The sequence below is a fragment of the Paenibacillus sp. JT22N7 genome (assembly GCF_059383875.1).
Genome location: NZ_JBXENY010000003.1, coordinates 371103 through 395620, shown reverse-complemented (window position 1 = coordinate 395620; position 24518 = coordinate 371103). Strand labels below are relative to the sequence as shown.

Sequence of the window (24518 nt, the reverse complement as noted above, 5' to 3'; positions counted from 1 at the left end):
TCTATTCCCCTCCTTTGAACAAAAATTTGCGCTGAATAACGATAAAGAGCAGAACCATCAATAGCAGCACAACCGCCATCGCCGAGGCAAGGCCGAAGTTTTGATATTTAAATGCCGTATCCACCGTCTTAATGACGAAGGTTGACGTATCGTTCGCACCTAGCAGCATGACATAAGGAATATCGAATGCTTCAAGCGCTCCTGTCAGCGTTAAAATAAGCATGAGCTCCAGCACTTTGCGAATGCTTGGCAGCGTGATGAACCTGAACTTCTGCCAGCCCGATGCGCCATCGATCGAACCTGCTTCATACAAATCGTCTGGAATCGACTGCAAGGCGCCGATGAAAATAACCATGTTCAGCCCCATATACTTCCACATGGAGATGAAGGCAAGCGAGAAGTTGACCAAATGCTTATCGCCCAGCCAGCTTTGCTGCCATGATTCAAGTCCAATGGCCCCAAGGAGCGTGTTTAGCGAGCCGTATTCCACATGGTAAACGTTTTTGAACATAATGACCGTTGCTACGCTGTGCAGCACATAGGGCAGAAACAAAATGACCCGAAACCCATTGCGTCCCCGCAGCTTGCCAGTCAATATGACGGCAAAATACAAGGAAAAGACGACTTGTATTAAACCACCGATGAAATAATAAGCATTGTTTTTAAGTGCTCCGAATACTTCGGGCTTGGTGAAAATCTCCTTGTAGTTGTCGAGGCCAATAAAATTCATATCCCAGCCAAGACCGCTCCAATCCGTCAAGCTGTAATACAGCAAAGATACGGCCGGGTAATACGAGAAGGTCAGCGACAGTAGGACGGGAATTGTCAAAAACCCGAACAAAATTAAATATCGCTGCGTTTTGTAAGAGAACTGATGCATAAGGCCACCCTCGCTTTCTTTTAATGAACACCATTGTTAGCGTTTTCATCATTATAGGAGATGCCGGGCCCGATTATAATGGTCTTTGTTATGTTTTATTGTCTTCAATTTGGATAACGGGAACCTAACTTTCTTCACCTAACTTTATCGCGATATTCCTTCGGTGTTAGGCCGGTCATTTTTTTGAACACTTTAGTGAAATAAGCCGGATCGGCATACCCTACCCGCTCACCGACCATATACGTTTTCAGCCCCTGCTCCTGCCGCAGCAGCTGCTTTGCTGCCTCAATCCGTACAGAAATCATGTAGTCGGTAATCGTCTCGCCCGTCTCCGTCTTGAACAGCTTGCTTAAATAGCTTGGCGTCAAATATACAATATCCGCAAGGCGCTGCAGCTCAAGCTCCTCGGTAAAATGCTGCTGGATATACGATTTAACTTTATCTATAGCTCTATTATCCGATCGCGCGCTGCCTAGCAAGGCGCTAATTTCCTCCATGCCCGTCCGCATACTTTGGGCGAAAGCTTCCCAATTTTCGCTAGCTTCCGGGTCGATCGGCATATTCACCTGCCCATATGCAAGCTGAACGCTGCGTTTTTTCAGCTCCTCGGCAATGAGTGCTCTAATGCCAAAGCATGCCTCCTGCAGCTCCTTCCAGCAAATGCGCTGGGCGGCAGCCTCCTGCAGCCAGCTGTCAAATGCAGTCTGCGCCAAGGCGAAATCATTCATTTGCAGTGCCGGCAGCAGCTCCTTGCCCACAATATGCGTCAAACGCAGCAAATGATCAACAGGTGCAACACGGCTAACAGCGCCGGAGCACCAGCGCGGCTCCGTATTATACCAAGCATGCTGATAGGCGGAAAAAGCTTCGCTATAAGCATTTGTCAGCCAGCTGCTGCCACGGAAAATGCTGCTGAAGCCTACTTTTGCACGCGTAAAGGCTGGCATTCGCTGAAGCAGTATAACAGCGAGCTCCCTGACGGTCTCGACATGGTCGGAATCGTGAATGGCAATGAGGATAATCCGTCTGCCGCCTTCACCAGTAATAATCATTCGCTCACGCAGCCAGTCAGCCATAAACCGCTCCAACTGAACTTCGTCCAGCTCTGGGGAAGTCGTTAATAGCAGCACCGCGTAGTGATGGAAAAACAAGGGCAGCTGATCGAGCGTTCCGCATACATCCTCTACGACATAGGAAGGGAGCTGCTTCTCATCCGCATAAAGCAGCAGGCTAATTAAATCGCCCGACTCCAGACGGCTGCGGCTGCGCTCCTGCTTCACCTTGCTGTTCACCTTGGCGAGCAGGCGAATGAGCTCATCCAGGTTTACTGGCTTCAACAAATAATCCTCTGCTCCCTGCCGCAGCGATTCTCTGGCAAATTCGAAATCATTAAATCCGCTCAGCACAGCAAATTTAATATTTTTACCTAGCTTCTTTACTTTGGCAATGAGCTGGAGCCCTGTCATCTGCGGCATTTTTATATCCGTCAGCACAAAATCGGGATTAAGATGATCCAGTTGGTCAAGCAGCTCCTGCCCGCTGCCAAATGCGCCAATAATTCGGTATTCCTCGCCTGCCTGCTCAATGAGCTTGCATAATCCCAGCCTAATTCGTTCCTCGTCGTCTACAACAACTATATTCATCGTTGCCACTCCTTCCTTTTCGCTGCGCTTTTCATTCCTGTTCCAGCGGCATCCGAATCGTTACCCGTGTTCCCTTCCCCTGCTCGCTGTCGATCGTTAAGCCATAGCTGACGCCAAAACGCAGCTTCAGGCGCTCATGCACATTGCGCAGTCCAATGCCTCTTCCGTTTGGCTCTAGCGGCTCGGCAGCAGACAAGGCATTGCGTACCCGAAGCAGCTGTGCTTCCTCCATCCCGCAGCCATCATCGGCAACGGTAAACCACTGCTCTCTGCCGACGATTCCCCAGTCAATGCGAATGAGCATCGTTTCCCGTGAATCCTCATACGCATGGTTGACGGCATTTTCCACAATGGGCTGGAACAGCAGCTTCATAACCCTTATGCCCCAGGCTGCTTCTCCCTCCGGAAGCTCCAGTTGAAACCGATCGCCGAAGCGGTCGTTAATCAGCCGCATATACATGCGCAAATGCTCAAATTCCTGGCTGGCCGTCACCGTTTCATCTCCTGCATGAATGCTGTACCTGAGCTGCTGCCCAAGAAGCTGGACCATCTCAGCTGCCTCAGGATCATCGTTCAGCACAGCGGTCATCCGAATCGACTCCAGCGTATTGTATATAAAATGAGGATTAATCTGGCGCTGCAAGCTCTCCAGCTCGATCTGGTTTTTACGCTGCTCCATGCGGTAAATGTTTTCAATCAGCAGCTGGATTCTCACCATCATGCGGTTAAAGGCATTGCCAAGCATGCCGACTTCATCGCGGCGGCGCACCGGAAAGGCGACATCGAGATTGCCCGCCTGTACCTGCTTCATCAGCTTCACCATTTCGCGCATCGGCTTCGTCAGCGCAAAAATCAGCACAATCGAAATGAGCAGAGCCAGCGTCATAATGGCGATTGCTGCCGCTGCCGTGTAATTACGCGTCTGAATCGCTTCGGCCTCCACCTGCTCCTTCGGAATGAGAATAAGAGTGAGCCAGCCGGATTCCTCGGATTTACGATAAATGACGAGCTGCTCCTTGCCATTTTTATCGACGATGTAGCTGCCGTTTTGTCCTTCTGCCTGCTGGAGCAGCGCATCGCCGGATAAATTTTCAGCAAGAAAGGCTTGCTCGCTGTCATAAATAACGGTACCCGCCTCATCCAATATGAGCGTTGTGCCTTTCGTCGTCTCATCCAGATCATTCACAACGTTCTCAATGACTTCAATGCTGGCATCGACCGCAATTATGCCGACGGAGTGGTAGGTGCTGTCAATAATATTGCGTACGATCGTGAATACATACCGCTTGCGATTCGTATCGCCGCTTACCTCCTGCGTGCTGATCAGCACAGGCTTGCCATTTGCAGCAGCAGCGGTTTCATGCCAGCGATTATAAAACTCAGGCAGATTGGCGCGGGCTCCCCCGCTCTTCATGACATAATAGGGATTGCCGTACGCATCAAATAAATAAACGCTGCTGGCGCCTTCCTTAATATTGTTCATAAAATAAATGCTGCTTTCGATTTTGCGCTGGATTTGCAGCTTCATTTGTATATTTTTTCCGTCATGCAGATTAGGATTGCCTCCCGTTTCGGCCTCCACCTGCGAATAATAATGATTAGAGAGCTTAAGCCCCTCCTGAATTTCGCCGAGATAAGAAGGTATAATCGAAATTTTTTTCATATCCTTCGTATAATCGTCGAGCTTGCTGACCATTTTGTCGGAAATTTCCGCTGCATAGGTGACTGTATTTTTCTCAATCGTATTCGTATAACGCAGCGAAGAAATATAAGTAAGCCCGCCAACCGGAATAATGATCAGCAGCACGAACACGATAAACAGCTTTGCTTCCATGCGGGTTGCCGGAAAGAAAGTCCAGCGCCGCAGCCCAAATTTCGAGTCTCCCATCGCATTCGCCCCTTAGCTTTGCGTCATGGAGCTGGAAGTCGATTCACGCATGACGAAATCGCCCGACAGCAAAATTTTCTCTTGCGGGCTGCTCGGGTGCTTCAGCCGGCGCAGCAGCATTTCCACAGCACGGCGGCCGAAAGCCTCCTTCTGCACATCGACGGTGCTGAGCGTAGGCTTTGACCAAGCCGCATCCTCAATATTGTCAAAGCCGACAACGGAGCATTCGCCAGGAACGGCAACATGTAGCTTAGCCAGCACCGTCATGATGCAGATGGCAATGGAATCATTGGCGCAAATGAAGGCGGTCGGCAGCGCTGCTTCCTGGACCATTTTTTTCACAATCAGCTCCAGTGCCTCTGTCATTTCTGATCGGTTATTTCCCTCGAACGTCAACAGCGCAGACTCCTGCTCTTGCACAAGCCCATGCTCCTCCAGCATGGAGCTATACCCGAGAAAACGGTCAAGAAAGCTGCGCGAATAGTGAGTGTTGCCGACAAATTGCAGCTTGCGGTGACCGCAGCCGATTAAATAATTGGTCACTCTGCGCATGCACTCCATATTGTTCATAAAGAGCGTATCCGACGGAATCAGCGGGTCTTCATGATCCACCAGCACGAAAGGAATGCCCAGACTTCTAATTTCAAGCAGCATTTGCGAGGTGATTTGGCCAACGCCAATAATGCCGCAAATGCTGCTCGGGTTAATGAACTGCGAGAAATGATTTTTGAACTGCTCCGTAATCATCATCGTGCCAATTTCCCGCTCCTCCAGCTCCATCGTAATGCCATCCAAAATTTTGCCCCAGAAAAAAGAGTCCCGCGTCTGGTATCTCACGTTAGGCACAAGCAAAATGACTGTATCGCGTGTTTGACGCTCGCTTGCTTTGTCGCCGCTTAAGCTGGCGGAAGGAGCTTTGAGCTTCTGTCCGGAAAAATAGCCGAGCTGCGTGGCAACGCTGACTATTTTCTCGCGCGTCTCCGCACTAACGCCCGGCTTTCCTGAAAGCGCTTTAGAAACAGCGAATTTTGAAACATTTAAATAGTCAGCAATTTGCTGCATCGTCACCTTGTTAGCCATAGCTGCACATCCTTTAGTTAAAATAGAGATATCGGTTAGTTTTGTTAGGTTTCGTTAATCATTTATAAGCTAACATTAGCATACGAACGACTTCCTGAAAAGCTTGTTTGCAAAATAAAAAAGACCCGCTTCAGCAGCGGATCTTTCAGCAGATCAAAATGATAAATTAGGCCTCTCTAACAGCACTCTATTATATATAGAAGAAACACGTCGCACACTGTTCAAATGGCAAGCCTAAATGCTAGCAGCATTTAACGCCGTCCATTCTGTGCTATCCCCATTTATTAAAACATCGCGCGGTTGCTGCTGTTCAGCTTTTGCTCAATCGACTGCTTGCTTTGTTGGGTAAACAGCAATCGCCCTTTTTTTACGACGAATAGCTTCTCTTCTTTCAGCATTTTCATAATTCGATTGACACTGCGCACCGCTACGCCAAGCTGCCGCGCCATTTCCTCACGAGTGGCAAAGAGCTCAAACACGGGCTTTTTCTGAAAATCAGCATGGCCCAATGCCTCGTAAAAATAGGCCAGCAGCTTATGCTCCATTGAATAAAAGCTGTTTTCAAGCGTCTTTCTCCCCTGCTGGAAAAGCTTATTCGCTAGCTGATCGTTCAATCGGTGCAGAAAAGCGGGACTGTTGATGACCCACTTTTTGAAGCGCTGCTTATCGAGGGCAAGCAGCGTAGACTCGCGTGTCGTCTCGACCTGATTAATAAACGGCATATCTAGGCTAATCTCAATATCGCCAATAACGTCACCTGGCATCAGCATGGCGAGCCGGAACATTTTTCCGTCAGATAGCTTTCGTTCTACGGCAAGCTCGCCGGAAATCAAAATATACACATAGACCATGTCGCTGGCTTGATCACATACTGTCTCGCCCGGATGAAAGCGGCGCACTTCCCAGCAGTTCTGCACCTGCTTCGGAAGCTCCTCAAACATCTCCTTCAGCCAGCCATGTCCCTGAATGATCCGTTCAATGGAATCTGTATCTGTACGCAATTCTGTACGCAATATGGCACCTTCTCTGCTGTCGCTCATCCTCAGTTTCTTAAATGTAAACCTATTTTACCCTTTTAAAAAGGACATATGTCCTTTTTGGCAAAGTTTTTTCAGCCGTCACTTGCTCTCATACTGAATGCTGAGGCCTGCATGGCAAAAAGACAGCAAAAAAGCCGCGAATCATCGCGGCAATCAAGGCTTTTTCAAACTTTTAGACGGAGCTGGAAGCATTCATGCTGGAGTTCAGCGCTCCCAAAATACGGTCGCATAAATCCATTGTGCCAATGTTGTCCCGACCACTCGAATTCGGCGTCAAATTTTGCTTGCAGCAGGCGATGAAATGGGCCATTTCACCGACAAAGCCGCGCGCGTATAGGTCGCCAAAGCAGCCGGACATCGTGGAAATCGACGGCGTCAGCACCGTTGTTTCCTCGGACAGCGTCTGGTACGACGAGGAGCCAGACATAAGCGACTTGTGAATCGACAGCTTTTTGGAATCTTCGGCTACGACATGGCCGTTGTCGAAGGTAACCAGCACGCTTTCACTTTCGCTCGACCAAGCGGTCATGCCTGCAAAATAAACGCTGCCGGAAATACCGTTGTCGAATTTCAAAGAAAACGACTGGGATATATTTTCGCCCAAATTGTTGTTAAACCCTGCAACTTGCGCCACTTCGCCAAACAAGCCGCGCATGAGATCAACGAGATGGATGGCAGCAAGCTTTAGGAATTGCTCCTCGTTTTTGCTAAAGCCTGTACTATCGCAGGCAAAACGAATTTGGAACGAGCGCGCTGCTCCGAGCTCGCCAGACTCAATCAGCTCTTGAAGCTTCAGATAGATCGGGGCATAACGTTTCATAAAGCCGACCATCAGCACGACGCCAGCCTTCTCAGCTGCTTCCGCAATGGCTGCCGCTTCTTCGGCAGTCCAGCCTAGCGGCTTGTCGACGAATACATGTTTACCCGCTCTAATGCAGTCCATAACGATTTCCGTTTGATCGCCAGGCTGGGCTACAACAATAACGCCATCGCACTCTTCATTTTGCAGCATTTGCTTGTAGTCATCATACGGTGTGCCGCTGCTGCCGAAGCGTGTAAGCGCGGCTTGCGAACGCTCCAGGCTTCGGGTGGATACTGCTGCAATTTCAGCTCCTGCTTCTACTGCGGATGGAAAAATATTCGTCGAGGCATGAAAGCCTGCACCGATAAAACAAAGTTTTGCTTGGCTCATCATTTATCTCTCCTGTTCATCATATCGACAACGACATTAGCACATTTCCATACTCTGATACAAGCAAGCGGAAAAAATAAATTATTTTCTGCACGATATTGACTTAAAAATGAGATTTCAGTATGATTGCTCCTTAGAACGAGTGTAATGGCGTATGTATACGAGGAAGGATGATTTATAAATGTTAGATTTAGGGTTATTAATAATCCGTTTAGTTATTGGACTCCTTATGATTGGCCATGGCTGCAAGAAGCTGTTCGGCTGGTTCGGCGGCGAAGGGATTCAAGGAGCAGCTGGTTTTTTTGAGGCGATTGGCCTCCGTCCTGGCGCAATGATGGTCGTATGCGCTGGACTTGCCGAGCTGATCGGCGGAGTATTATTTGCTTCCGGTCTATCGGTTGTGGCGGGTGCAGTGCTGCTGATTTTGACGATGATTGTTGCCATCGTCAAAGTACATGGCAGCAAAGGACTCTGGTCGGTTAACGGCGGGTTTGAGTACAATTTAGTGATGATGGCATCGCTGCTTGGTGTCGCCCTTGCTGGCGGAGGCGCCTATTCATTTATGTAAAGATGAAAATCGACATTAAAATTTAACATTGTCGTTTAATAAAGTGAATTAATAGGGATTTTGTCGTTAAAGATATAAAAGAGGGACAAGTGGACACATAAAAGTCACAGCCGCCTGTTACATTATTAACCTGCAAGTAAAAAAAGGATTTCATTCATCAAGGGGCTGATTGACATGAATAAAAACTGGCTGCCCTCCCTCTGTACATTATTGAATTTGGGAGCCGGGACATTGTCTTTACTTTTTACGATAAAAGCCGAGTATAAGCTTGCTTTCGCCATGGTTATGACGGCAGCTTTATGGGATGTACTTGATGGACTGCTTGCCAGATGGCTTCATTGTGCAAGCGACTTCGGCAAACAGCTGGATTCGCTGGCTGATCTGGTCTCCTTTGGAATCGCGCCTGTATTTCTGGTCCTGCTGTACAAGCTCGACGGTTCATTGTGGCTAGGGCCGATTGCCGCTGTATTATTTCTAGCTTGCGGCGCGCTGCGTCTGGCAAGATTCAATATAAAAGGCCAAGTGAAAGGTTTTGTTGGTTTGCCGATTACAGCCGCCGGGGTTATTTTGGCGCTTGCTCCTTTTTTAAATAGTCAAATGAAGCCTGCTGCTGCTCTCGCCTTAATGGGTCTGCTTTCTGTCTTAATGGTCAGCCGAATTCCATTTCCCGCCTTCAAAAAAGACTACGCAAGGAAGTGAGCCGGTTATGACTTTTGCCATAGAAATGATTTCTCAGTACGGGTATTACGCCGTCTTCGGGCTGCTTGCTCTCGGCATTATCGGGCTTCCGGTTCCAGACGAATTATTAATGTTATTTATCGGATATTTATGTTCGATTATGGTGTTAAATTATTCCATTTCCTTGCTGGTTAGTTTCACGGGAGCTATAACGGGCATGCTTTTAAGCTACACGCTGGGCAAAACATTTGGACAGCCTTTAATCGACAAGCATGGCAAGTGGGTCGGACTCACAACCAAACGTTTTGAAAAGGTAAAGGGCTGGTTTGCCCGCTTTGGCATATGGACGCTGTTTTTCGGCTATTTCATTCCGGGTGTTAGGAGCATGACCAGCTACATTTCCGGCATTACTTCAATGCCTTTCCGCAAGTATTTGCTCATTACGAGTCTCGGCTCACTTACATGGGTGCTTATTTTTGTTACGATCGGCTACTTTCTAGGCGCCAGCATTAAATTTTAAATCAAAACATAAATGTAAAATCAAAACGATTAAGCCCCATCAGAAGAACACTCTCTTCTGACGGGGCTTTTGGTTGTATTTCAGGCCAAGTAAATCTTCCCATTACCTCTTCATTATAGCGGATTCAGATGCTTTTTAAGTGTCCTTCTCCATCAGGGAAAAATAACGGTTGACCTTCACGCGCCGTCAACGTGTACGATAAATTTGTCAGGAGGTGAGCATATGGAATACACCATTCAGAAGCTAGGCTATTTGGCTGGCGTTAGTACGAGAACGCTGCGTTATTATGATGAAATCGGCCTATTGAAGCCGGCACGCATCAACTCTTCAGGGTATCGGATTTATGGACTGAGCGAGGTAGAGCTGCTCCAGCAAATTTTATTTTACAAGGAGCTTGGCGTCACCTTGGAGGAAATTAAAGCGATTATTACGTCGCCTAATTTCGACGTTCATGCGGCACTGCTGGAGCATCGCAGCAAGCTGCTTGAGCGCAGGCAGCAGCTCGATCAGCTCATTGCCAATCTCGACCAAACATTATTGCAGAAGGAAGGGAAACAAACGATGAACGATAAAGAAAAGTTCGCAGGCTTCAAGCAGCAGCTGCTGGATGACAATGAGGCCAAGTATGGCGAAGAAATCAGGGCCAAATATGGGGAAGCAGCCGTCAACCGCTCAAACGATGCTATTAAAAATATGACAGAAGCGCAGCACGCTGAAGTGGAAAAGCTCGGCGAGGATGTGCTGACGACGCTGGCGGCAGCCTTCCTGACAGGTGATCCTGCGGGCGAGCTGGCACAGAAAGCAGCTGACTTGCACAAGCAATGGCTGAGCTTCTACTGGGGCAGCTATTCGAAGGAAGCGCATGCTGGCGTTGCCCAAATGTACGTTGACGATGAGCGCTTCACTGCCTATTATGATGAGAAGCAGCCCGGTTCTGCTGCATTTTTACGCGATGCGGTGCTCGTTTACACAAGGCAGCCCTCTTAATCCAATGAAAAAGGACGGCACACCAAGCTTTATAGCCTGGATGCCGTCCTTTAGCTCTTTCCTGCTTTTTAGCTTATCGCCAGTAGAAAGTCCGGCAGCACAAGTCCGCTATACGCTCTCGTTAGCGTTCAGCTCTTTAGCTGCAACTTGCCGGGAAAGCAGCTCCACTAGCTGTGCGATGGACATCCCCTGCTGCTCATTCACGCCGCGCCTGCGAACCGAAACCGTCCCTTCGCTCGCCTCCTGGTCCCCGATTACGAGCGTATAAGGCACCTTCGCCAGCTGCGCCTCCCGAATTTTGTAGCCAAGCTTTTCGCTGCGAGCATCGACTTGCACACGAAGGCCTGCTTTCAGAAGCTGTTGCTTGACTTGCAGGGCATAATCCAAATGTACGATTGAAACAGGAAGCAGCTTCACCTGTACGGGTGCGAGCCACAGCGGGAATGCGCCGCTGAAATGCTCTGTCAATATGCCCATAAACCGATCAATGGAGCCATATACGGCACGATGGATGACGACAGGACGGTGCTTTCCGCCATCCTCGCCGATATAAGTCAAATCAAACTTTTCAGGCATTTGAAAATCAAGCTGGATTGTTCCGCATTGCCAGCTGCGGCCAAGCGCATCGCGAATATGGAAGTCGATTTTCGGCCCATAAAAGGCGCCGTCCCCTTCATTGAGCATATAAGGGACATTTTGCTGGACCAGCACATTTTTGAGTGCTTCCTCCGCTTGATCCCATAATTGTGCCGAGCCCATGGAATCGGCTGGCCTAGTGGACAGCTCCACCCGATAAGTAAAGCCAAAGATCGAATAAATATCGTCAATGAGCGCCATTACTTTAGCGATTTCCTCCTCGATCTGATCGGGCCGGACGAATAAATGCGCATCATCCTGACAAAACGTCCGCACCCGCATCATGCCATTGAGCGCCCCGGAAAATTCATGGCGATGCACCTGTCCATACTCGGCAAGGCGGATCGGCAAATCTCGGTAAGAACGGAGCTCATTTTTAAATATGAGCATATGTCCCGGACAATTCATCGGTTTGAGGGCGAAAACCGAGTCATCAACATTTGTAAAATACATATTGTCTTTGTAATGCTCCCAATGACCGGACTGCTCCCATAGCCGATTGTTCAGCATCAGCGGTGTACGAACCTCATCATAGGCCCGTTCGCGATGAATGCCGCGCTCCAGTTCCTCCAGCTCATTACGTATAATCATGCCATTCGGCAAATAAAACGGCATGCCAGGCGCTTCCTCCGAAAACATGAATAGCCCTAGCTCCTTGCCCAGCTTGCGCTGATCGCGCTTTTTCGCTTCTTCGAGCATATGGAGATGCTCCTCCAGCTGCTTGTTTTTCGGAAACGCTGTGCCATAAATGCGCTGCAGCACTTGGTTATTGGAATCACCACGCCAGTAGGCTCCCGCTGTGTGCAGCAGCTTGAACGCCTTAATCCAGCCAGTTGCTGGCAAATGCGGCCCGCGACATAAATCGATAAATTCGCCCTGTTCATAAAGCGAAATAACAGCATTTTCCGGCAAAGCTTGAATCAGCTCGACTTTTAGCGGCTCCTCTAGCTGCTCAAATAGCTGCAGCGCTTCCTCCCGGCTGACAACACGGCGAACGATCGGCAGATTTTGCTCTGCAATTCGGGCCATCTCCTGCTCAATGACGGCGAGCTGTTCATTCGGCAGCGGGCTTGCAATGGCAATATCATAATAAAAACCGTCGCTGATGACAGGCCCAATTCCGAGCTGAACCTCTTGCTTGCCATACAGCCGCTTCAATGCCTGCGCCAAAAGATGCGCTGTGCTGTGCCGATAAATTTCCAGCCCCTCCGGACTGTCCAAAATAATGATTTCCACGTCGCTGTCTGCCTCTATGGAATAGCTTAAATCAACAGCTTCCCCATTGATTTTGCCAGCGACGGCTTTTTTTCGCAGCCCAGGACTGATTGATTCAGCGAGCTGTTCCATTGTTGTCCCAACTGGGCACCTTCTAATTGCGCCATCCGGCAGCTTGATTTGTATGTGATTTTGATTTTCGCTTTGATTTTTCATCGCTTGAGCCTCCACTTCTGCCTATTTATGAACGCAAAAAAAACGCCTCTATCCCGGAAAGGGACGAGTGCGTTCGGCTCGTGGTTCCACCCTTATTCGACCTTATCGCCAGCTTGCCACAGCCCTTGCTGCAGCGCCCCGGATAAAAGGCCCTTATTGGTATCCGTTATCGCAGATAAAGCGGTGAAGCTTACTTTCGCACAAGGGAGCGGGTTCAGCAGCACGGCTGCAAAGGGGTAAAACCATATCCGGTATCCGAAGAAGCTTGCAGCAATCGCTTCTCTCTCTGGGCGGCCCGAAATTGGAATCATGTCTTTGGTCAATGCCAGTTATGAAGATGTAGGTATTATATTACGACTGCTGGTTTAAAAAAGTCAAGTAGAAAAATGTTTTTCGGAGGCTGGCTGGCCTGCAGCCGCTTTATTTTTCACGGAAAGCAGTGTAATTCCCATAATGAGCACAATCGCGGCAACCGCGATAAAAGGCAGATGTTTATCCACCTGATATAAGGTCGTGCTTAGTATCGGCGCGATCACAGCGGACACTCCTTGAACCGATGCAACCATGCCTGCGACGCCGCCTTGCTGCTCTGGTGAAACGGAAAGCGAAGCGCCCGCCATAAAGCCCGGCATCATCAATCCCGCACCAATTCCGAATATAAAGAAAGCCGTATAAAAACCAATTAAGCTCATAGCAAAAAGAAAAATAGCCATGCTGACGAGCAAAAGCAAAGCGCCAGCAAGAATGAGCGGCTTTGGCTGCCATTTTGTATTTTTCATTTGCAGCCCTTGGGTAATAATCATCGCGACTCCGCTAAATATGAGGCCAAGCGATACCACGCGTGCGGTTTCCTGCGTCGTCAAAGCGAGCTGATCCTGAAAATAAAAGCCGCCAATGACTTGCAAAGTGACGATGCTCAGCATCGTGGCAAGTCCAGCAAACAAATACAGACGAAGCCCTTTGGCGAACGGATTAACTTTGGGCGGCTTCTCTCGAATGACCGGTTTTTGAGCGGGAATTAACAAGAGGACGACAACAAAGGCAATAAGCGGCAGCGCAGCACCGATATATAACGGCCATAGCAGCCCAATCAGGACAAAAACACCCGCAATTGCCGGTCCGAGCACCAGTCCCAGCCCATTGGCAGCCCCGATTAAGGCCATGCCGGCCGAACGCCCCTTTTCATCGGTCACATCCGCCATATAAGCTTGTGCCGACGAAGGTACGGCTGGAATGAATAGTCCAACCATCGCACGCGCTGCGATCAGCAGCACAACCAGCAGCGTTCCATTTATCATTTTCGACAGCCCAGCATACATGATGACCGTGAACAAAATGTAGCTGACAAACATGCCTATAAAACCGATTAAAATGACCGGCTTCCGCCCTAACGAATCGCTTCTTCTCCCCCATACCGGAGCCATCACGGCCATGGCAATGGAACCTAAGGAAATAATTAAGCCCGAGTGTGTTTCGCTTAGTCCCAATTCGCGGATAAGCGGTGGCATGACAGGAGCTATAATCATCAATCCAACCATGGCAACAAAAACGCTAAAAAATATACTGAGTCTAATTCGTACCATTTTCACCACTTCTCCTTTCGCAGCTGTTGTTTTGGCGCTGCTCTGCTTAAAGCGTAATCCAATGCGAAAATAGCGGCTACCTTAAAACGGATTCTAAATACCGCTAAACGGATTATTATTTAATCGTGCAATCCATTTACATTATGATATATATGGAAATTAATTTATGAAAAGAAATAAAAAAAGACGTTTGCAGCGTTGGCAGTCTAAGCATAAACAATCTCAGTCCAACGGTTGCAATCGCCTTTTTGGGTGGAAATTATAGTTTATCAACCTGCAATAAAGAGATTTTTTTCGTTGTAAAGGTATCCTGCAGACTGGTTTCACTAATGACGTTTAGCTGCAGCAGGCTGGATACCTTTGCTGGGTCCACTTTGGAAACGAGGCGCCAGGCATCGGGCTCGGGAAGTGCTGCAAGCAGTTTCGCCTCATCGTATTCCCGCCTCTCCTGTGCGACAATTTTTACTTTATAGCGCCCTACAGTCAGCTCCCCTGCTTCCTGCTCTGCACAATAAGCTAAAATTTCCGTTCGCAGGCCAGCCAGCTCCTGCTCCAGTTCCTTTTGCTTCTGCTTAAGCTGGTAATATTTCTTCACCTTCTCGTTCAATTCATCACGCTCCTTCTACTCCCTATTTATATGCATTAGACACGCCGCTCCATGTCTTGCATAATCTGCTTTTAAACAGCTTTGCCTCATGATTCTGGAGCTAATTGGCAAAGATAGGTTTGACAGATGCTGTCATCGAGGCATATTATTTATATATGAGCACTTATTCATACATTGATAGGAAAGAGGGCTGAATCATGGTTGAGTATCGTGTTAAAGGTCTGACCTGCGGCCATTGCGCCCATACGATGGAGACGGAAATTCAAAAATTGACGTTTGGCGAAGATGCCAAGCTCAGCTATAATTCGGGCAAGCTGCTTGTCAATGCGCAAATTTCGATGCAGAAGGTTGAACAAATTTTGAAGTCGGAAGGCGCTTATTTAGAGAAGCTTTCTGCTCCCGCTGCCGTTAAAGGATCGGGATCGGCCCATAGCGCTGATTCTCATGCTCATTCGGCTCATGACCACGCTTGCCATGACGGTCATTGCCATGAGGAAGCTGCTCATTCGCATGGCGACAGCCATGCTCACGACGACCATGGACATGATCATAGCCATGGAGGCGGAAACTCCCATATGCTGAAGCTGCTGCTTGCTTCCGGCGTACTCTATGGCGGAGCGCTGCTGCTGGAGCAGGCGCTAAGCGCACCACTGTTAATCGCTTTATACTTGGCAGCCATTGCCATCAGCGGTTATACGACCTTTTGGCGCGGACTGCGCAATTTGTTCAAGTTAAAATTCAACATTGATACGCTAATGACCATTGCGCTTGTTGGCGCCATCGCCATCGGCGAGTGGAAGGAAGCGACGCTCGTCGCCGTATTGTTCGGCGTCAATGAATGGCTGGAAGGCTACGGCATGGAGAAGGCGCGGCGTTCAATGGAGACGCTGCTGCAGGTAGCGCCAAAGGAAGCGACCAAGCTGATAGATGGAAAGGAATTGGTTATTCCCATTACCTCGCTGAAGGCGCAAGACATCGTCCGCGTCAAGCCGGGCGAGAAAATCCCATCGGACGGTGCTGTTACGGAGGGGAAAAGCTCGGTCAACGAAGCTGCCCTTACTGGCGAGTCGCTTCCGGTCGACAAAGCAGCTGGGGATACCGTATTTGGCGGCAGCATTAACAATGAAGGCGTACTGATCATTCGAATTGATAAAGCTTATGAAGATTCCTCGCTAGCGAAGATTTTGCATTTGGTAGAGGAAGCCCAGGAAACAAAAACGCCAACCGAGCTGTTTATTAATAAATTCGCCAAATATTATACGCCGATTATTATGGCCATTGCTTTGCTTGTGGCTCTGCTCCCTCCTCTGCTGCTGCAAGGGGATTGGACAAAATGGCTTTATCAAGGCCTTTCTGTGCTGATTGTTGGCTGCCCATGCGCCCTTATTCTGTCTTCGCCCATCGCCATCGTTTCGGGCATTACGCGCAATGCGCGCAACGGCATTTTAATTAAAGGCGGCGTATATTTGGAGCAGCTTGGAAAAATCGATACGATTGCCTTTGATAAAACAGGCACCTTAACCAAAGGCGAGCCGCATGTCGTACAGGTGGAAGTTTATGAAGAGCAGCTTTTCTATAAGGTTGCCGGCGCGATGGAGCGCTCCTCCTCCCATCCGCTCGCTAAAGCGGTTATGAAAACTGTACAAGTGAGCGGAGTCAGCTTGCCAGAGCCAGAGGAAATGATCAATGTAGCCGGCCGTGGAATGGAAGCTGTCATTGATGGAGAGCGCTACTGGCTCGGCAATGAGAAAAGCATCGCGCATTTAAGCTTTCCTGATCAGGTGCGCCACACGATCGAGCAGATGAAAGCGTCTGGACTCACGCTCGTCATTGTTGCAAATGCCAATCGAGTGCTTGGCGTGTTCGGAATCGCTGACGAAATTCGCGAGGAAAGCCGTGCGGTCATTGCTGCGCTTCATCAGCAGGGCATTAAACGTACGGTCATGCTGACGGGCGATCACCAAAAAACGGCCGATAAGGTAGCTTCGGCTGTCGGGGTATCTACTTTCTACGCAGGGTTGCTCCCTGAGGATAAAGTAGCGCGCATTAAAGAGCTTGGGGAAAGCGGCAAAGTCGCTATGATCGGTGACGGCATCAATGATGCTCCCGCTCTTGCCTCTGCCCAGCTTGGCATTGCCATGGGCAAGGGCACAGACAGCGCTATTGAAACAGCGGACATTGTGCTCATGCAGGATCATTTGGGCAAGCTGCCCGAGGCTATATCCGTTGCCAAGCAGGTAAACCGGGTGATTCGCTTCAACATTGCGGTTTCACTCGGGCTTAAGGTGCTTGCGCTGCTGCTGACCATACCAGGCTGGCTCACGCTGTGGATTGCCATTTTATCCGATATGGGCGCCACTATTTTCGTCACCTTGGTCAGCTTGACTATTCTCATTCCGCTGCGCAAAGCTCATGCGGTAAAATTAAGCAGCAGCAAGCCGCTGAAATAGAGGCAAATTTTCGTTGTTGATTGGCTGGCCATTTTTAAAAGGCAGAGGAACGGGCGCGCATGGCCCTCTCCTCTGCCTTTTCTTTTTTCCTCTCTTATTTCGTTATGAATATAGAAAAACAACGAAATTATCCAACGCCAAACATAACTTATAGATAACATATTGAGTTAACTAATTGGTTATTCTCTTAAATAAATTTAATATTTCATAAAAACTCTTGTCAAAATCAACTTTTAAATGTTAGTATACATTACATTAACTGAATAACGGTTTTACAGTTTACTAGGGTTCCGCCAATTTGGGTCAGGTCCGAGAGTAAACCACTGCTGCTACCTTAATGCGCCAGTGACACGGAGGGATAAAAACCCGGGAGATTATTTTACAAATAATCTCCCGGGTTTTTTATTTTTATTAGGGAGGTGCCTGTGCTTCAGTTTTTTTGAACGATTGGATAAGCAAGCTAAAAACGATCACTTGGAGGAATCACCTATGACAAAAAAGCACATGTTTACGACGCTGTCACTCCTGCTCTCCGTTATGCTGTTCATTGCTGGATGCGGAAGCAATAACACACCTAGCCAATCCCCCGCTCTTACAGCTTCCCCATCCGGCGAACAGACCGCGGGCAACAATAGCGAGGGCGGCTCCAAAACGATTCGTTTCGGCTATAGTCCTTGGATCGGCTCTGCGGGTGCGATCATCGCCCAAGCCAAAAACATTTTTGCGGAAAAGGGCGTTAACGTCGAATTTGTAAAAATGGAAGGCAGCACAAAGGATGCCTTTATGTCAGGCAAACTGGATGTAGTCGTGCAGTCGCTCGATGCTGTCGTGCAGATGAAATCGAAGGAAAAGGCTGATGACCCGATCCAAATTATTGCGGTCGTCGACAAATCCAAAGGTGCAGACGGCATTATTGCCAGTCAGTCCGTTATTTCTTTGGCCGAGCTTAAAGGCAAAAGCGTAGCCGTATCCATTGGCTCTCTCGCCCACTTTCTGCTGCTCCACGCCTTGGATACGGTTGGATTGCAAGAATCGGATGTCAAAATTGTAAATATGGACAACAACCTTGCCGGCTCGACCTTCATGTCCGGACAAGTTGACGCAGCGGTAACATGGGAGCCCTACCTATCTCAGGCGGTAGAAAAAAATGGACATCTGCTCTACTCCACAGCTGATGCGCCTGATCTCATTGTCGATACTCTCGTAACCAAGAAAAGCATCATTGACCAATATCCAAATGAGCTGAGAAAAATGGCGGAAGCCTTTGATGAAGGCCTTGCGTTGTTCAACAATGGAGACGAAGGCAAGCAGCTTGTTGGCGATGAGCTTGGCATGGACCTCGAGGCTGTTAAAGGTACAGCTGCAACACTCGATTTGGCTACACTTACGGATTCCCAAAAAATGCTCATGGAGGATCAGGCAGCTTGGGAGAAGCAAATGGCTGAATTTGTACAATTTTTTATCGAGCAAAAAATATTGACCGAGTCGTTTGACACAAGCAGCGCCATTAATCCTTTCCTGTTTAAATAAACAGCTAGCTATGTAAAATATCGATGCGAATGGACGCGGCTGGGCCACTTCTGCGTGCTATCCGTTCGCATAAACAGGAGGAACAACATTGATGGACACCTTATCCAACCTTTTTAAAATCCGTGGGGAGATGAGCCGTAAAGCTTATTTGGCTACTGTTGTCGGTACCTTCGCCGCCGTGTTTGTGGTGTGGAGTTTATTAAGCTACTCTCAGCTGGTCGATCCGACCTTTCTGCCAACGCCTGGCACAGTCGGCAAAACCTTTTGGAGCAGCGTCCAGAGCGCTGATTTCTGGAGCTACGTCGGCATTAGCTCCTACCGGGTGCTCATGGGGTATTTGTTCACCTGCCTTCTTGCTATTCCACTCGGCATTTTGGCAGGTACGTTTAAATTTGCTGAAGCTGTGCTTGTACCGCTTACCGAATTCATTCGTTATATGCCCGCCACTGCCTTTATTCCACTCATTATTGTTTGGATTGGGCTTGGGGAGCCCGCAAAAATTATGGTCATTTTCGTAGGCTGCTTCTTTCAAATGCTGCTGATGGTTGCCGACAATGCCCGCGCAGTATCCAATGATTTGCTGCAGGCCTCCTATACGCTTGGCGCCAATAAGCTACAGGTGCTTCGCAAGGTGCTCCTCCCTGCACTGCTGCCGGAGCTTATGAATACGATGCGCCTTATAATGGGATGGGCATGGTCTTACCTCATCGCATCCGAACTATTTGCCGCCAGCTCCGGGCTAGGATTCATGATTATTAGAGCGCAGCGCTATTTGCAGACGGATATGATTTTCATGGGCATACTCGTTATCGGCATGCTCGGACTCATCATTGATCGTTTGTTTGCTTTACTCAACAAGAAGCTATTTCCATGGGCAGAAGGAGGTCGCTAAGATGAATATTTTCCCCTCGCAAACGGAGCCGCATACAGCCAGCGTAAGCCAAGCAGCCAGATCCAGCAAAATTATCATCGACAGCCTGTCCAAAACCTACACAACCAAATCCGGCAGCTTTACTGCGCTGGATCAAGTTTCAGCACATATTTTAGAAAATGAATTCGTGACGCTCGTTGGCCCGTCCGGCTGTGGCAAGTCAACGATGCTCCGGGTGCTTGCGGGCCTTGAGGAAGCAAGCTCCGGCAGCGCCTCCATAGCGGGCAGGCGAATAACCGGGCCTGGCGCAGACCGCGGCGTTGTTTTCCAATCCTATACGCTGTTTCCTTGGCTCACCGTACGCGACAATATTGAATTTGGTTTGGAACTGAAAGGAACTCCCAAGCTGCAGCGGCGCGAAGTGTCGGATAAATATTTGGAGCTGGTCGGCTTGACGAAATTTGCTGATGCTTATCCGAAGCAGCTGTCGGGCGGAATGAAGCAGCGCGTCGCCATCGCCAGAGCATTAGCCAATTCTCCGGAAATGCTGCTGATGGATGAGCCTTTTGCCGCTCTGGACGCCCAGACACGCAGCGATATGCAGGAGCTGCTCATGAACATTCAAAAGCATGAGCACGCCACTATTTTGTTTATTACGCATGATATTGATGAGGCCATCTTTCTATCTGAGCGACTATATGTGATGAAAAGCCGCCCAGGGCGCATCGTCCGCGAAATTGAAATTCCGGCTGCTATGCGCCAAAATAAAGCGCTCCGAGATTCAGAGCCCTTCATTCAATTAAAACGGGAAATTGTAGATTTGCTTCATGCCTGACCGTGAAAAAAAGGAGGATCTTTAATGACATCAATTAAACGCTTCTATGTCCTGCTAGTAGGATATGAAATGGTGCCCAAGTCGTTGTCGCTGCGAGGCGGCGATAGCCGCATTATGATTGCAGAGCCGATATGCTGTTATTTGGTTGATACCGATACAGGATGGATTTTAATGGATACAGGCTTAGATGAATCGAGGCTCCGCGATCCCGAGCTCGCGAAGCAATTTTATACGAGCCGCGGCTGGAGCGCCCTTCCTGTCGTCCGTCCCACCCACTCGCTTCTGGATCAGTTGAACGCCATTGGTGTTCAGCCAGCCGATGTTACCCGCGTGTTTCTTTCTCATATGGAAGCCGATCATACTGGTTATTTGAAGCTTTTCCGGCATGCCAAAGTGTACGTTCAACGCGCAGAGTATATTTTCGCCACGGAGACGCCGCCCTTCTTGGGCAATATTACGGAGGATTATGACTTTCCAGATATCGATTGGCAGCTTCTCGATGGCGACGCCGAGCTGGTGCCTGGCCTGCAAATCATTTCAACACCCGGACATACGCCGGGCCATCAATCTGCTGTCGCAACGCTGCCAAGCGGGACAAGGCTCGTGCTCACGTTCGATGCTGGCGATTTCCTCGAAAACTTTGAGCAGGAACAGCTGCCGGGCTCAGCAAGCGGTGGCGACGAGGCGGCGCTCGCCTCCATCCGCAGGCTGAATGAGCTGGCCAAACAGTCTGGGAGCATGCTTTTTCCCTTTCATGATCCCGTCTTTATTCAAGGTGTTAAGCTCGCCCCACTCTATTATGAATAGAGGAATATAGCTCATTCGTGTTAATAAAAATGATTAGCCCGCTTTACTTCCTCCACAATAGCCGTTATGCCCTCATCGATTTGCCCTTCACTGGCCCGGGAGATGCTGATTCGCAAAAACTTCTCCCGCTCCAGATACCCTGGCAAATAAAAGCCTTTCCCGTCGACAGTCCGAATATGCTTTGCTGATAGCCGTTCCATGAGTTGTTCCATATTGACGGTAATAGGCAGTTTATATTGGGTGTAGATGCCCGAACTCACTCCAGAAGCTTGAATAAGCCCTGCTCCATTATGCCGATCGAGCGCTTCGTTCAGCAACAGCATTCGCGAGGTGTACAGGCTGCTTATGGCGCGCTTATGGCGTTCATACATCCCATTTTTAATATAAATGTCCAATGCCGCTTGGGAGAGGAATGACGTATCGCCGTATTTTTTATGGCGGTAAAACGTTTCAATGAGCTGTTCCGGCAATACAGCAGCTCCAAGGCGCAAGCCGGGAAAAATGATTTTCGAGAAGCTTTTCAAATAAACGACATGCTCCGTCAAATCATAGCTATAAATCGGATCAAACCCCCGTTCCACCCCTAGATCTGCCATATAGTCGTCCTCGACAATGTAGACATCGTATTTTTTCGCCAAGGCAGCAATTGCTTTCCGTTCCTCGGTTGTGTAGGAGGTGCCCAGCGGATTATGATAACGCGACATCGTGTAAAAAAATTTAATATCCTCGTTGCGAAATAACCGCTCCAGCTCCTGCAAGCTGATCCCAGCCGTGGTGCGGGCAATGACCGCTGTCGGCAGCTGCTCGATTTCCAGAAATCGCAAATACAGATTATAAGTCGGCTGTTCGACGAGAATGGTATGATTGCCGTTTGGGAAAGGCATTTTCGCCAATATTTCCAGCGCCTGCTGAGCGCCTGACGTCACGAAAATCCGCTCGGTTTTCGCAAACACCTGATCATTAGCCAAATGGCGAACGAGCGTTTCGCGAAGCTCAGCCATTCCTTGAGGATCGCCATACGTAAACAAATGATATTTGTACGTATCAATGGCTTTATTCAAGCAATGCTGAAAATCCAAATACGGAAACACAAACAAATCCGGCGATGCCGATGAAAAATCGATGCCCTCTCTTTGAATGTCGACTTCATTTTTCCCGCTTCCGCCGCCATCCTTGTCCACCACATAATAGCCGCTCTGCGGGATAGAATAAATCGCATGGCGCTTCTCCAGCTCTGCATACGCACGGGTAATCGTATTTGTGCTGCATCCGTACTGCTCCGCAGCTTTGCGAACAGACAGCAGCTTGCTGCCTGGACGGTAATGCCCGTCGCGAATTTTCCCTTCCATGTCGGACAAAATCGCAAAATACTTTTTCATGCTGTCCCTCCCTGCTCCTGTTACTGCTCTAGCTGTCTTCCTTCTCCCATGATTATACCGTATATCTCCCAACTGTATTGATACAGTTCGCGAAATCAGCTATCGTGCGGCACTGCCGAATGGTTTATCTTTAAATTAACAGATGAGCCGTTCGCGAACACGACCTCGCTTAACCTTAGGAAGGAAGTCATACCTATGAAAGATAAAAGTATTAAGCTCGCCTATATATTCGCTGTATTAAATGCCGTCATTATCGGATTCTCCTTTTTATTCGCCAAGCTGTCGCTCGGAAGCGCCCAGCCGCTAGACACGCTCACGTTCCGGTTTGCATTTTCGTTTCTCATCATGACAATCCCTGTAGCACTGGGCATGATTAAGCTGAATTATCGCGGCAAGCCCCTTTTTAAAGCGCTGCTGCTCGCAGCGATGTATCCGCTCGGCTTTTTCACCCTTCAGGCTTTTGGCCTGCTGCATGCAAGCTCTGCTGAAGGCGGCATTTTATATGCCTTTACGCCCGTTGTGACGATGATCATCGCCTCCATCTTTCTGAAAGAAAGGACGTCCTTGCTGCAAAAGCTATCGATTTTCCTCTCGGTATTTGGCGTTGTGTTCATTTTCATGATGAAGGGCAGCAGCATCGACTTATCCAATATGCTTGGCATTTCCCTGCTGTTTCTGACCTGCTTCGCGTTTGCCGGCTATAGCGTGCTTGCACGCTCGCTTTCCAAGCATTTTAGCCCAGCTGAACTTACGTATTTAATGCTTGGAATTGGTTTTGGCGTGTTTCTCTCTATATCATTGGTGCAGCACACGACTGCAGGGACGATGGACAGCTTCCTTACGCCGCTGCGCAGCGGATCATTCCTGCTATCCATCTTCTATTTGGGCGTTATTTCCTCGCTCATCACTTCTCTGACGTCCAATTACATTTTGGGACGGATCGAAGCTTCGAAAATGAGCGTGTTTACCAATTTATCGACGATCGTATCTATGGCGGGCGGTGCCCTTTTCCTCGGGGAAGAGCTGACGATGTATCATGTCATCGGTTCGCTGTTCATTATTGCGGGGGTTGTCGGCACTAATCTGCTGGGCAGCAAGCGTAAACGGCTGTCGCCGCCAGAGGGCGGCGAAGCGACCGTTTCGAGGGTGTAATATAAGACGATTATAAGGGTGAAACTTATACATTCTTATTTTAAAAAATCCGCCAGAGCGGCTGTGCTAGTGCCTCAAGCCTAAATAAGGCAAAAACAAGCTGCTTGGCGAATCTGTATAAATAATTCATGGCATTAACTAATTAGTTTATAACGTTAAATAATAATGCTTATACTCTGCATCTTGTTTATAGCCATTGCGTTCATACAGCCGCTGAGCCTGCACATTCATAACAGCGGTAGACAGCTCAATGCCTTTCGCTTGCAGCAGGCTGGCATAGCTTCTTGCCTGGTCCAGCAGCAATTGGGCTACGCCTTGCTTTCTGTGGGATTCCAAAACGTATAGATCGTTTAAAATATAGGAACGCTGCATTGAAATCGAGGAGAATACAGGATACAACTGGGTAAAGCCGGCTGCCTCCCCACTCCCGGAATGCTTGGCCATAAAGATGACCGAATCCCGCTGCTCAAAGCGATTGAATAAAAAGCGGCGCGCTCCCTGCACATCCGGGGCTTGTCCATAAAACATACGGTACAAATCAAATAACATAGCCGCTTCATCCAACTGCTCTATCCCTGCTTGCTCAACAACATAAGTATTTTCCATTTTTCAGCCTCCTGTCTGAGTAGTATATCAAATCTCTATGCAGGAGAAAACAAGCGTAAACGGCTTTCGCCGACCTTTGGCGGCAAAGCTACCGTTTCGAGGGTGGAATATAGAGAAAGAATAGAAAAATCATATACTTTCCTATATTTTAAATG

22 protein-coding genes and 1 riboswitch are annotated in these 24518 nt (G+C 48.7%); of the genes, 10 read left to right on the top strand and 12 right to left on the bottom strand.

Annotated elements, in window-relative coordinates; translation table 11 throughout:
* Position 1: 1 nt before the first annotated feature.
* The 6 genes from AC50Y5_RS10235 to AC50Y5_RS10210 form a co-directional block, all read right to left on the bottom strand.
* Positions 2-880, bottom strand: a complete 879-nt coding sequence (locus tag AC50Y5_RS10235; protein ID WP_056040451.1) for a carbohydrate ABC transporter permease — start codon at positions 878-880, stop codon at positions 2-4.
* Positions 881-1014: 134 nt separating this feature from the next.
* On the bottom strand, positions 1015-2523 hold the full coding sequence (locus tag AC50Y5_RS10230) for a response regulator transcription factor (RefSeq protein WP_494860288.1): 1509 nt from the start codon (positions 2521-2523) through the stop codon (positions 1015-1017).
* 31 nt (positions 2524-2554) lie between these two features.
* Entirely contained in the window at positions 2555-4411 is a 1857-nt protein-coding gene (locus AC50Y5_RS10225; RefSeq protein WP_056040456.1) for a sensor histidine kinase, read from the bottom strand.
* Between the two features lie 12 nt (positions 4412-4423).
* The gene (locus tag AC50Y5_RS10220; RefSeq protein WP_494860280.1) at positions 4424-5491 is read right to left on the bottom strand and encodes a LacI family DNA-binding transcriptional regulator; all 1068 of its coding nucleotides are present in this window, start codon (positions 5489-5491) and stop codon (positions 4424-4426) included.
* A 284-nt stretch (positions 5492-5775) separates the two neighbouring features.
* Positions 5776-6504: a Crp/Fnr family transcriptional regulator gene (locus AC50Y5_RS10215; protein WP_056040460.1), complete on the bottom strand. Its 729-nt coding sequence runs from the start codon at positions 6502-6504 to the stop codon at positions 5776-5778.
* Positions 6505-6703: 199 nt separating this feature from the next.
* Entirely contained in the window at positions 6704-7723 is a 1020-nt protein-coding gene (locus tag AC50Y5_RS10210; RefSeq protein ID WP_494860712.1) for a Gfo/Idh/MocA family protein, read from the bottom strand.
* A gap of 181 nt (positions 7724-7904) precedes the next feature.
* Here AC50Y5_RS10210 and AC50Y5_RS10205 point away from each other — a divergent pair, with 181 nt between their 5' ends.
* The 4 genes from AC50Y5_RS10205 to AC50Y5_RS10190 all read left to right on the top strand — a co-directional run bounded on the left by AC50Y5_RS10205 (position 7905) and on the right by AC50Y5_RS10190 (position 10476).
* Positions 7905-8291, top strand: a complete 387-nt coding sequence (locus AC50Y5_RS10205) for a DoxX family protein (RefSeq protein ID WP_056040464.1) — start codon at positions 7905-7907, stop codon at positions 8289-8291.
* 174 nt (positions 8292-8465) lie between these two features.
* Positions 8466-8990: a CDP-diacylglycerol--serine O-phosphatidyltransferase gene (gene pssA / locus AC50Y5_RS10200; RefSeq protein ID WP_056040466.1), complete on the top strand. Its 525-nt coding sequence runs from the start codon at positions 8466-8468 to the stop codon at positions 8988-8990.
* Positions 8991-8997: 7 nt separating this feature from the next.
* The gene (locus tag AC50Y5_RS10195; RefSeq protein ID WP_056040469.1) at positions 8998-9489 is read left to right on the top strand and encodes a DedA family protein; all 492 of its coding nucleotides are present in this window, start codon (positions 8998-9000) and stop codon (positions 9487-9489) included.
* 222 nt (positions 9490-9711) lie between these two features.
* Positions 9712-10476 (top strand): MerR family transcriptional regulator, encoded by a 765-nt coding sequence (locus AC50Y5_RS10190; protein ID WP_056040471.1) that lies wholly within the window; start codon positions 9712-9714, stop codon positions 10474-10476.
* Positions 10477-10584: 108 nt separating this feature from the next.
* Here the strand turns inward: AC50Y5_RS10190 and thrS are convergent, their stop codons facing one another.
* The 4 genes from thrS to AC50Y5_RS10170 form a co-directional block, all read right to left on the bottom strand.
* A complete protein-coding gene (gene thrS / locus AC50Y5_RS10185; protein ID WP_494860276.1) occupies positions 10585-12543 on the bottom strand; it encodes a threonine--tRNA ligase in 1959 nt (652 codons plus the stop codon).
* A 92-nt stretch (positions 12544-12635) separates the two neighbouring features.
* Positions 12636-12854 (bottom strand): hypothetical protein, encoded by a 219-nt coding sequence (locus tag AC50Y5_RS10180; protein WP_155973426.1) that lies wholly within the window; start codon positions 12852-12854, stop codon positions 12636-12638.
* Positions 12855-12917: 63 nt separating this feature from the next.
* Positions 12918-14126 carry an MFS transporter gene (locus AC50Y5_RS10175; protein WP_056040477.1) on the bottom strand — a complete coding sequence of 403 codons (1209 nt, stop codon included), beginning with the start codon at positions 14124-14126 and terminating at the stop codon, positions 12918-12920.
* Positions 14127-14385: 259 nt separating this feature from the next.
* A complete protein-coding gene (locus AC50Y5_RS10170; RefSeq protein WP_056040479.1) occupies positions 14386-14733 on the bottom strand; it encodes a hypothetical protein in 348 nt (115 codons plus the stop codon).
* A 197-nt stretch (positions 14734-14930) separates the two neighbouring features.
* Here AC50Y5_RS10170 and AC50Y5_RS10165 point away from each other — a divergent pair, with 197 nt between their 5' ends.
* From AC50Y5_RS10165 to AC50Y5_RS10145, 5 genes are all read left to right on the top strand, one after another.
* On the top strand, positions 14931-17183 hold the full coding sequence (locus AC50Y5_RS10165; RefSeq protein ID WP_494860273.1) for a heavy metal translocating P-type ATPase: 2253 nt from the start codon (positions 14931-14933) through the stop codon (positions 17181-17183).
* A 271-nt stretch (positions 17184-17454) separates the two neighbouring features.
* Positions 17455-17558: riboswitch (guanidine-I (ykkC/yxkD leader) on the top strand.
* Positions 17559-17672: 114 nt separating this feature from the next.
* Positions 17673-18713 carry an ABC transporter substrate-binding protein gene (locus AC50Y5_RS10160; RefSeq protein WP_494860271.1) on the top strand — a complete coding sequence of 347 codons (1041 nt, stop codon included), beginning with the start codon at positions 17673-17675 and terminating at the stop codon, positions 18711-18713.
* A 91-nt stretch (positions 18714-18804) separates the two neighbouring features.
* Positions 18805-19605, top strand: a complete 801-nt coding sequence (locus tag AC50Y5_RS10155; protein WP_056040484.1) for an ABC transporter permease — start codon at positions 18805-18807, stop codon at positions 19603-19605.
* Between the two features lies 1 nt (position 19606).
* Positions 19607-20419 (top strand): ABC transporter ATP-binding protein, encoded by an 813-nt coding sequence (locus AC50Y5_RS10150; protein WP_494860269.1) that lies wholly within the window; start codon positions 19607-19609, stop codon positions 20417-20419.
* Positions 20420-20443: 24 nt separating this feature from the next.
* Complete coding sequence (locus AC50Y5_RS10145) at positions 20444-21226, top strand: N-acyl homoserine lactonase family protein (RefSeq protein ID WP_494860267.1); 783 nt, start codon at positions 20444-20446, stop codon at positions 21224-21226.
* Positions 21227-21246: 20 nt separating this feature from the next.
* On the opposite strand, the gene AC50Y5_RS10140 is transcribed toward AC50Y5_RS10145, so the two are convergent.
* The gene (locus AC50Y5_RS10140) at positions 21247-22605 is read right to left on the bottom strand and encodes an aminotransferase-like domain-containing protein (protein WP_494860265.1); all 1359 of its coding nucleotides are present in this window, start codon (positions 22603-22605) and stop codon (positions 21247-21249) included.
* A gap of 195 nt (positions 22606-22800) precedes the next feature.
* Here AC50Y5_RS10140 and AC50Y5_RS10135 point away from each other — a divergent pair, with 195 nt between their 5' ends.
* Positions 22801-23757 carry a DMT family transporter gene (locus AC50Y5_RS10135; protein WP_056040493.1) on the top strand — a complete coding sequence of 319 codons (957 nt, stop codon included), beginning with the start codon at positions 22801-22803 and terminating at the stop codon, positions 23755-23757.
* Positions 23758-23904: 147 nt separating this feature from the next.
* Here the strand turns inward: AC50Y5_RS10135 and AC50Y5_RS10130 are convergent, their stop codons facing one another.
* The gene (locus AC50Y5_RS10130) at positions 23905-24363 is read right to left on the bottom strand and encodes a GNAT family N-acetyltransferase (RefSeq protein ID WP_494860262.1); all 459 of its coding nucleotides are present in this window, start codon (positions 24361-24363) and stop codon (positions 23905-23907) included.
* Positions 24364-24518 lie beyond the last annotated feature (155 nt).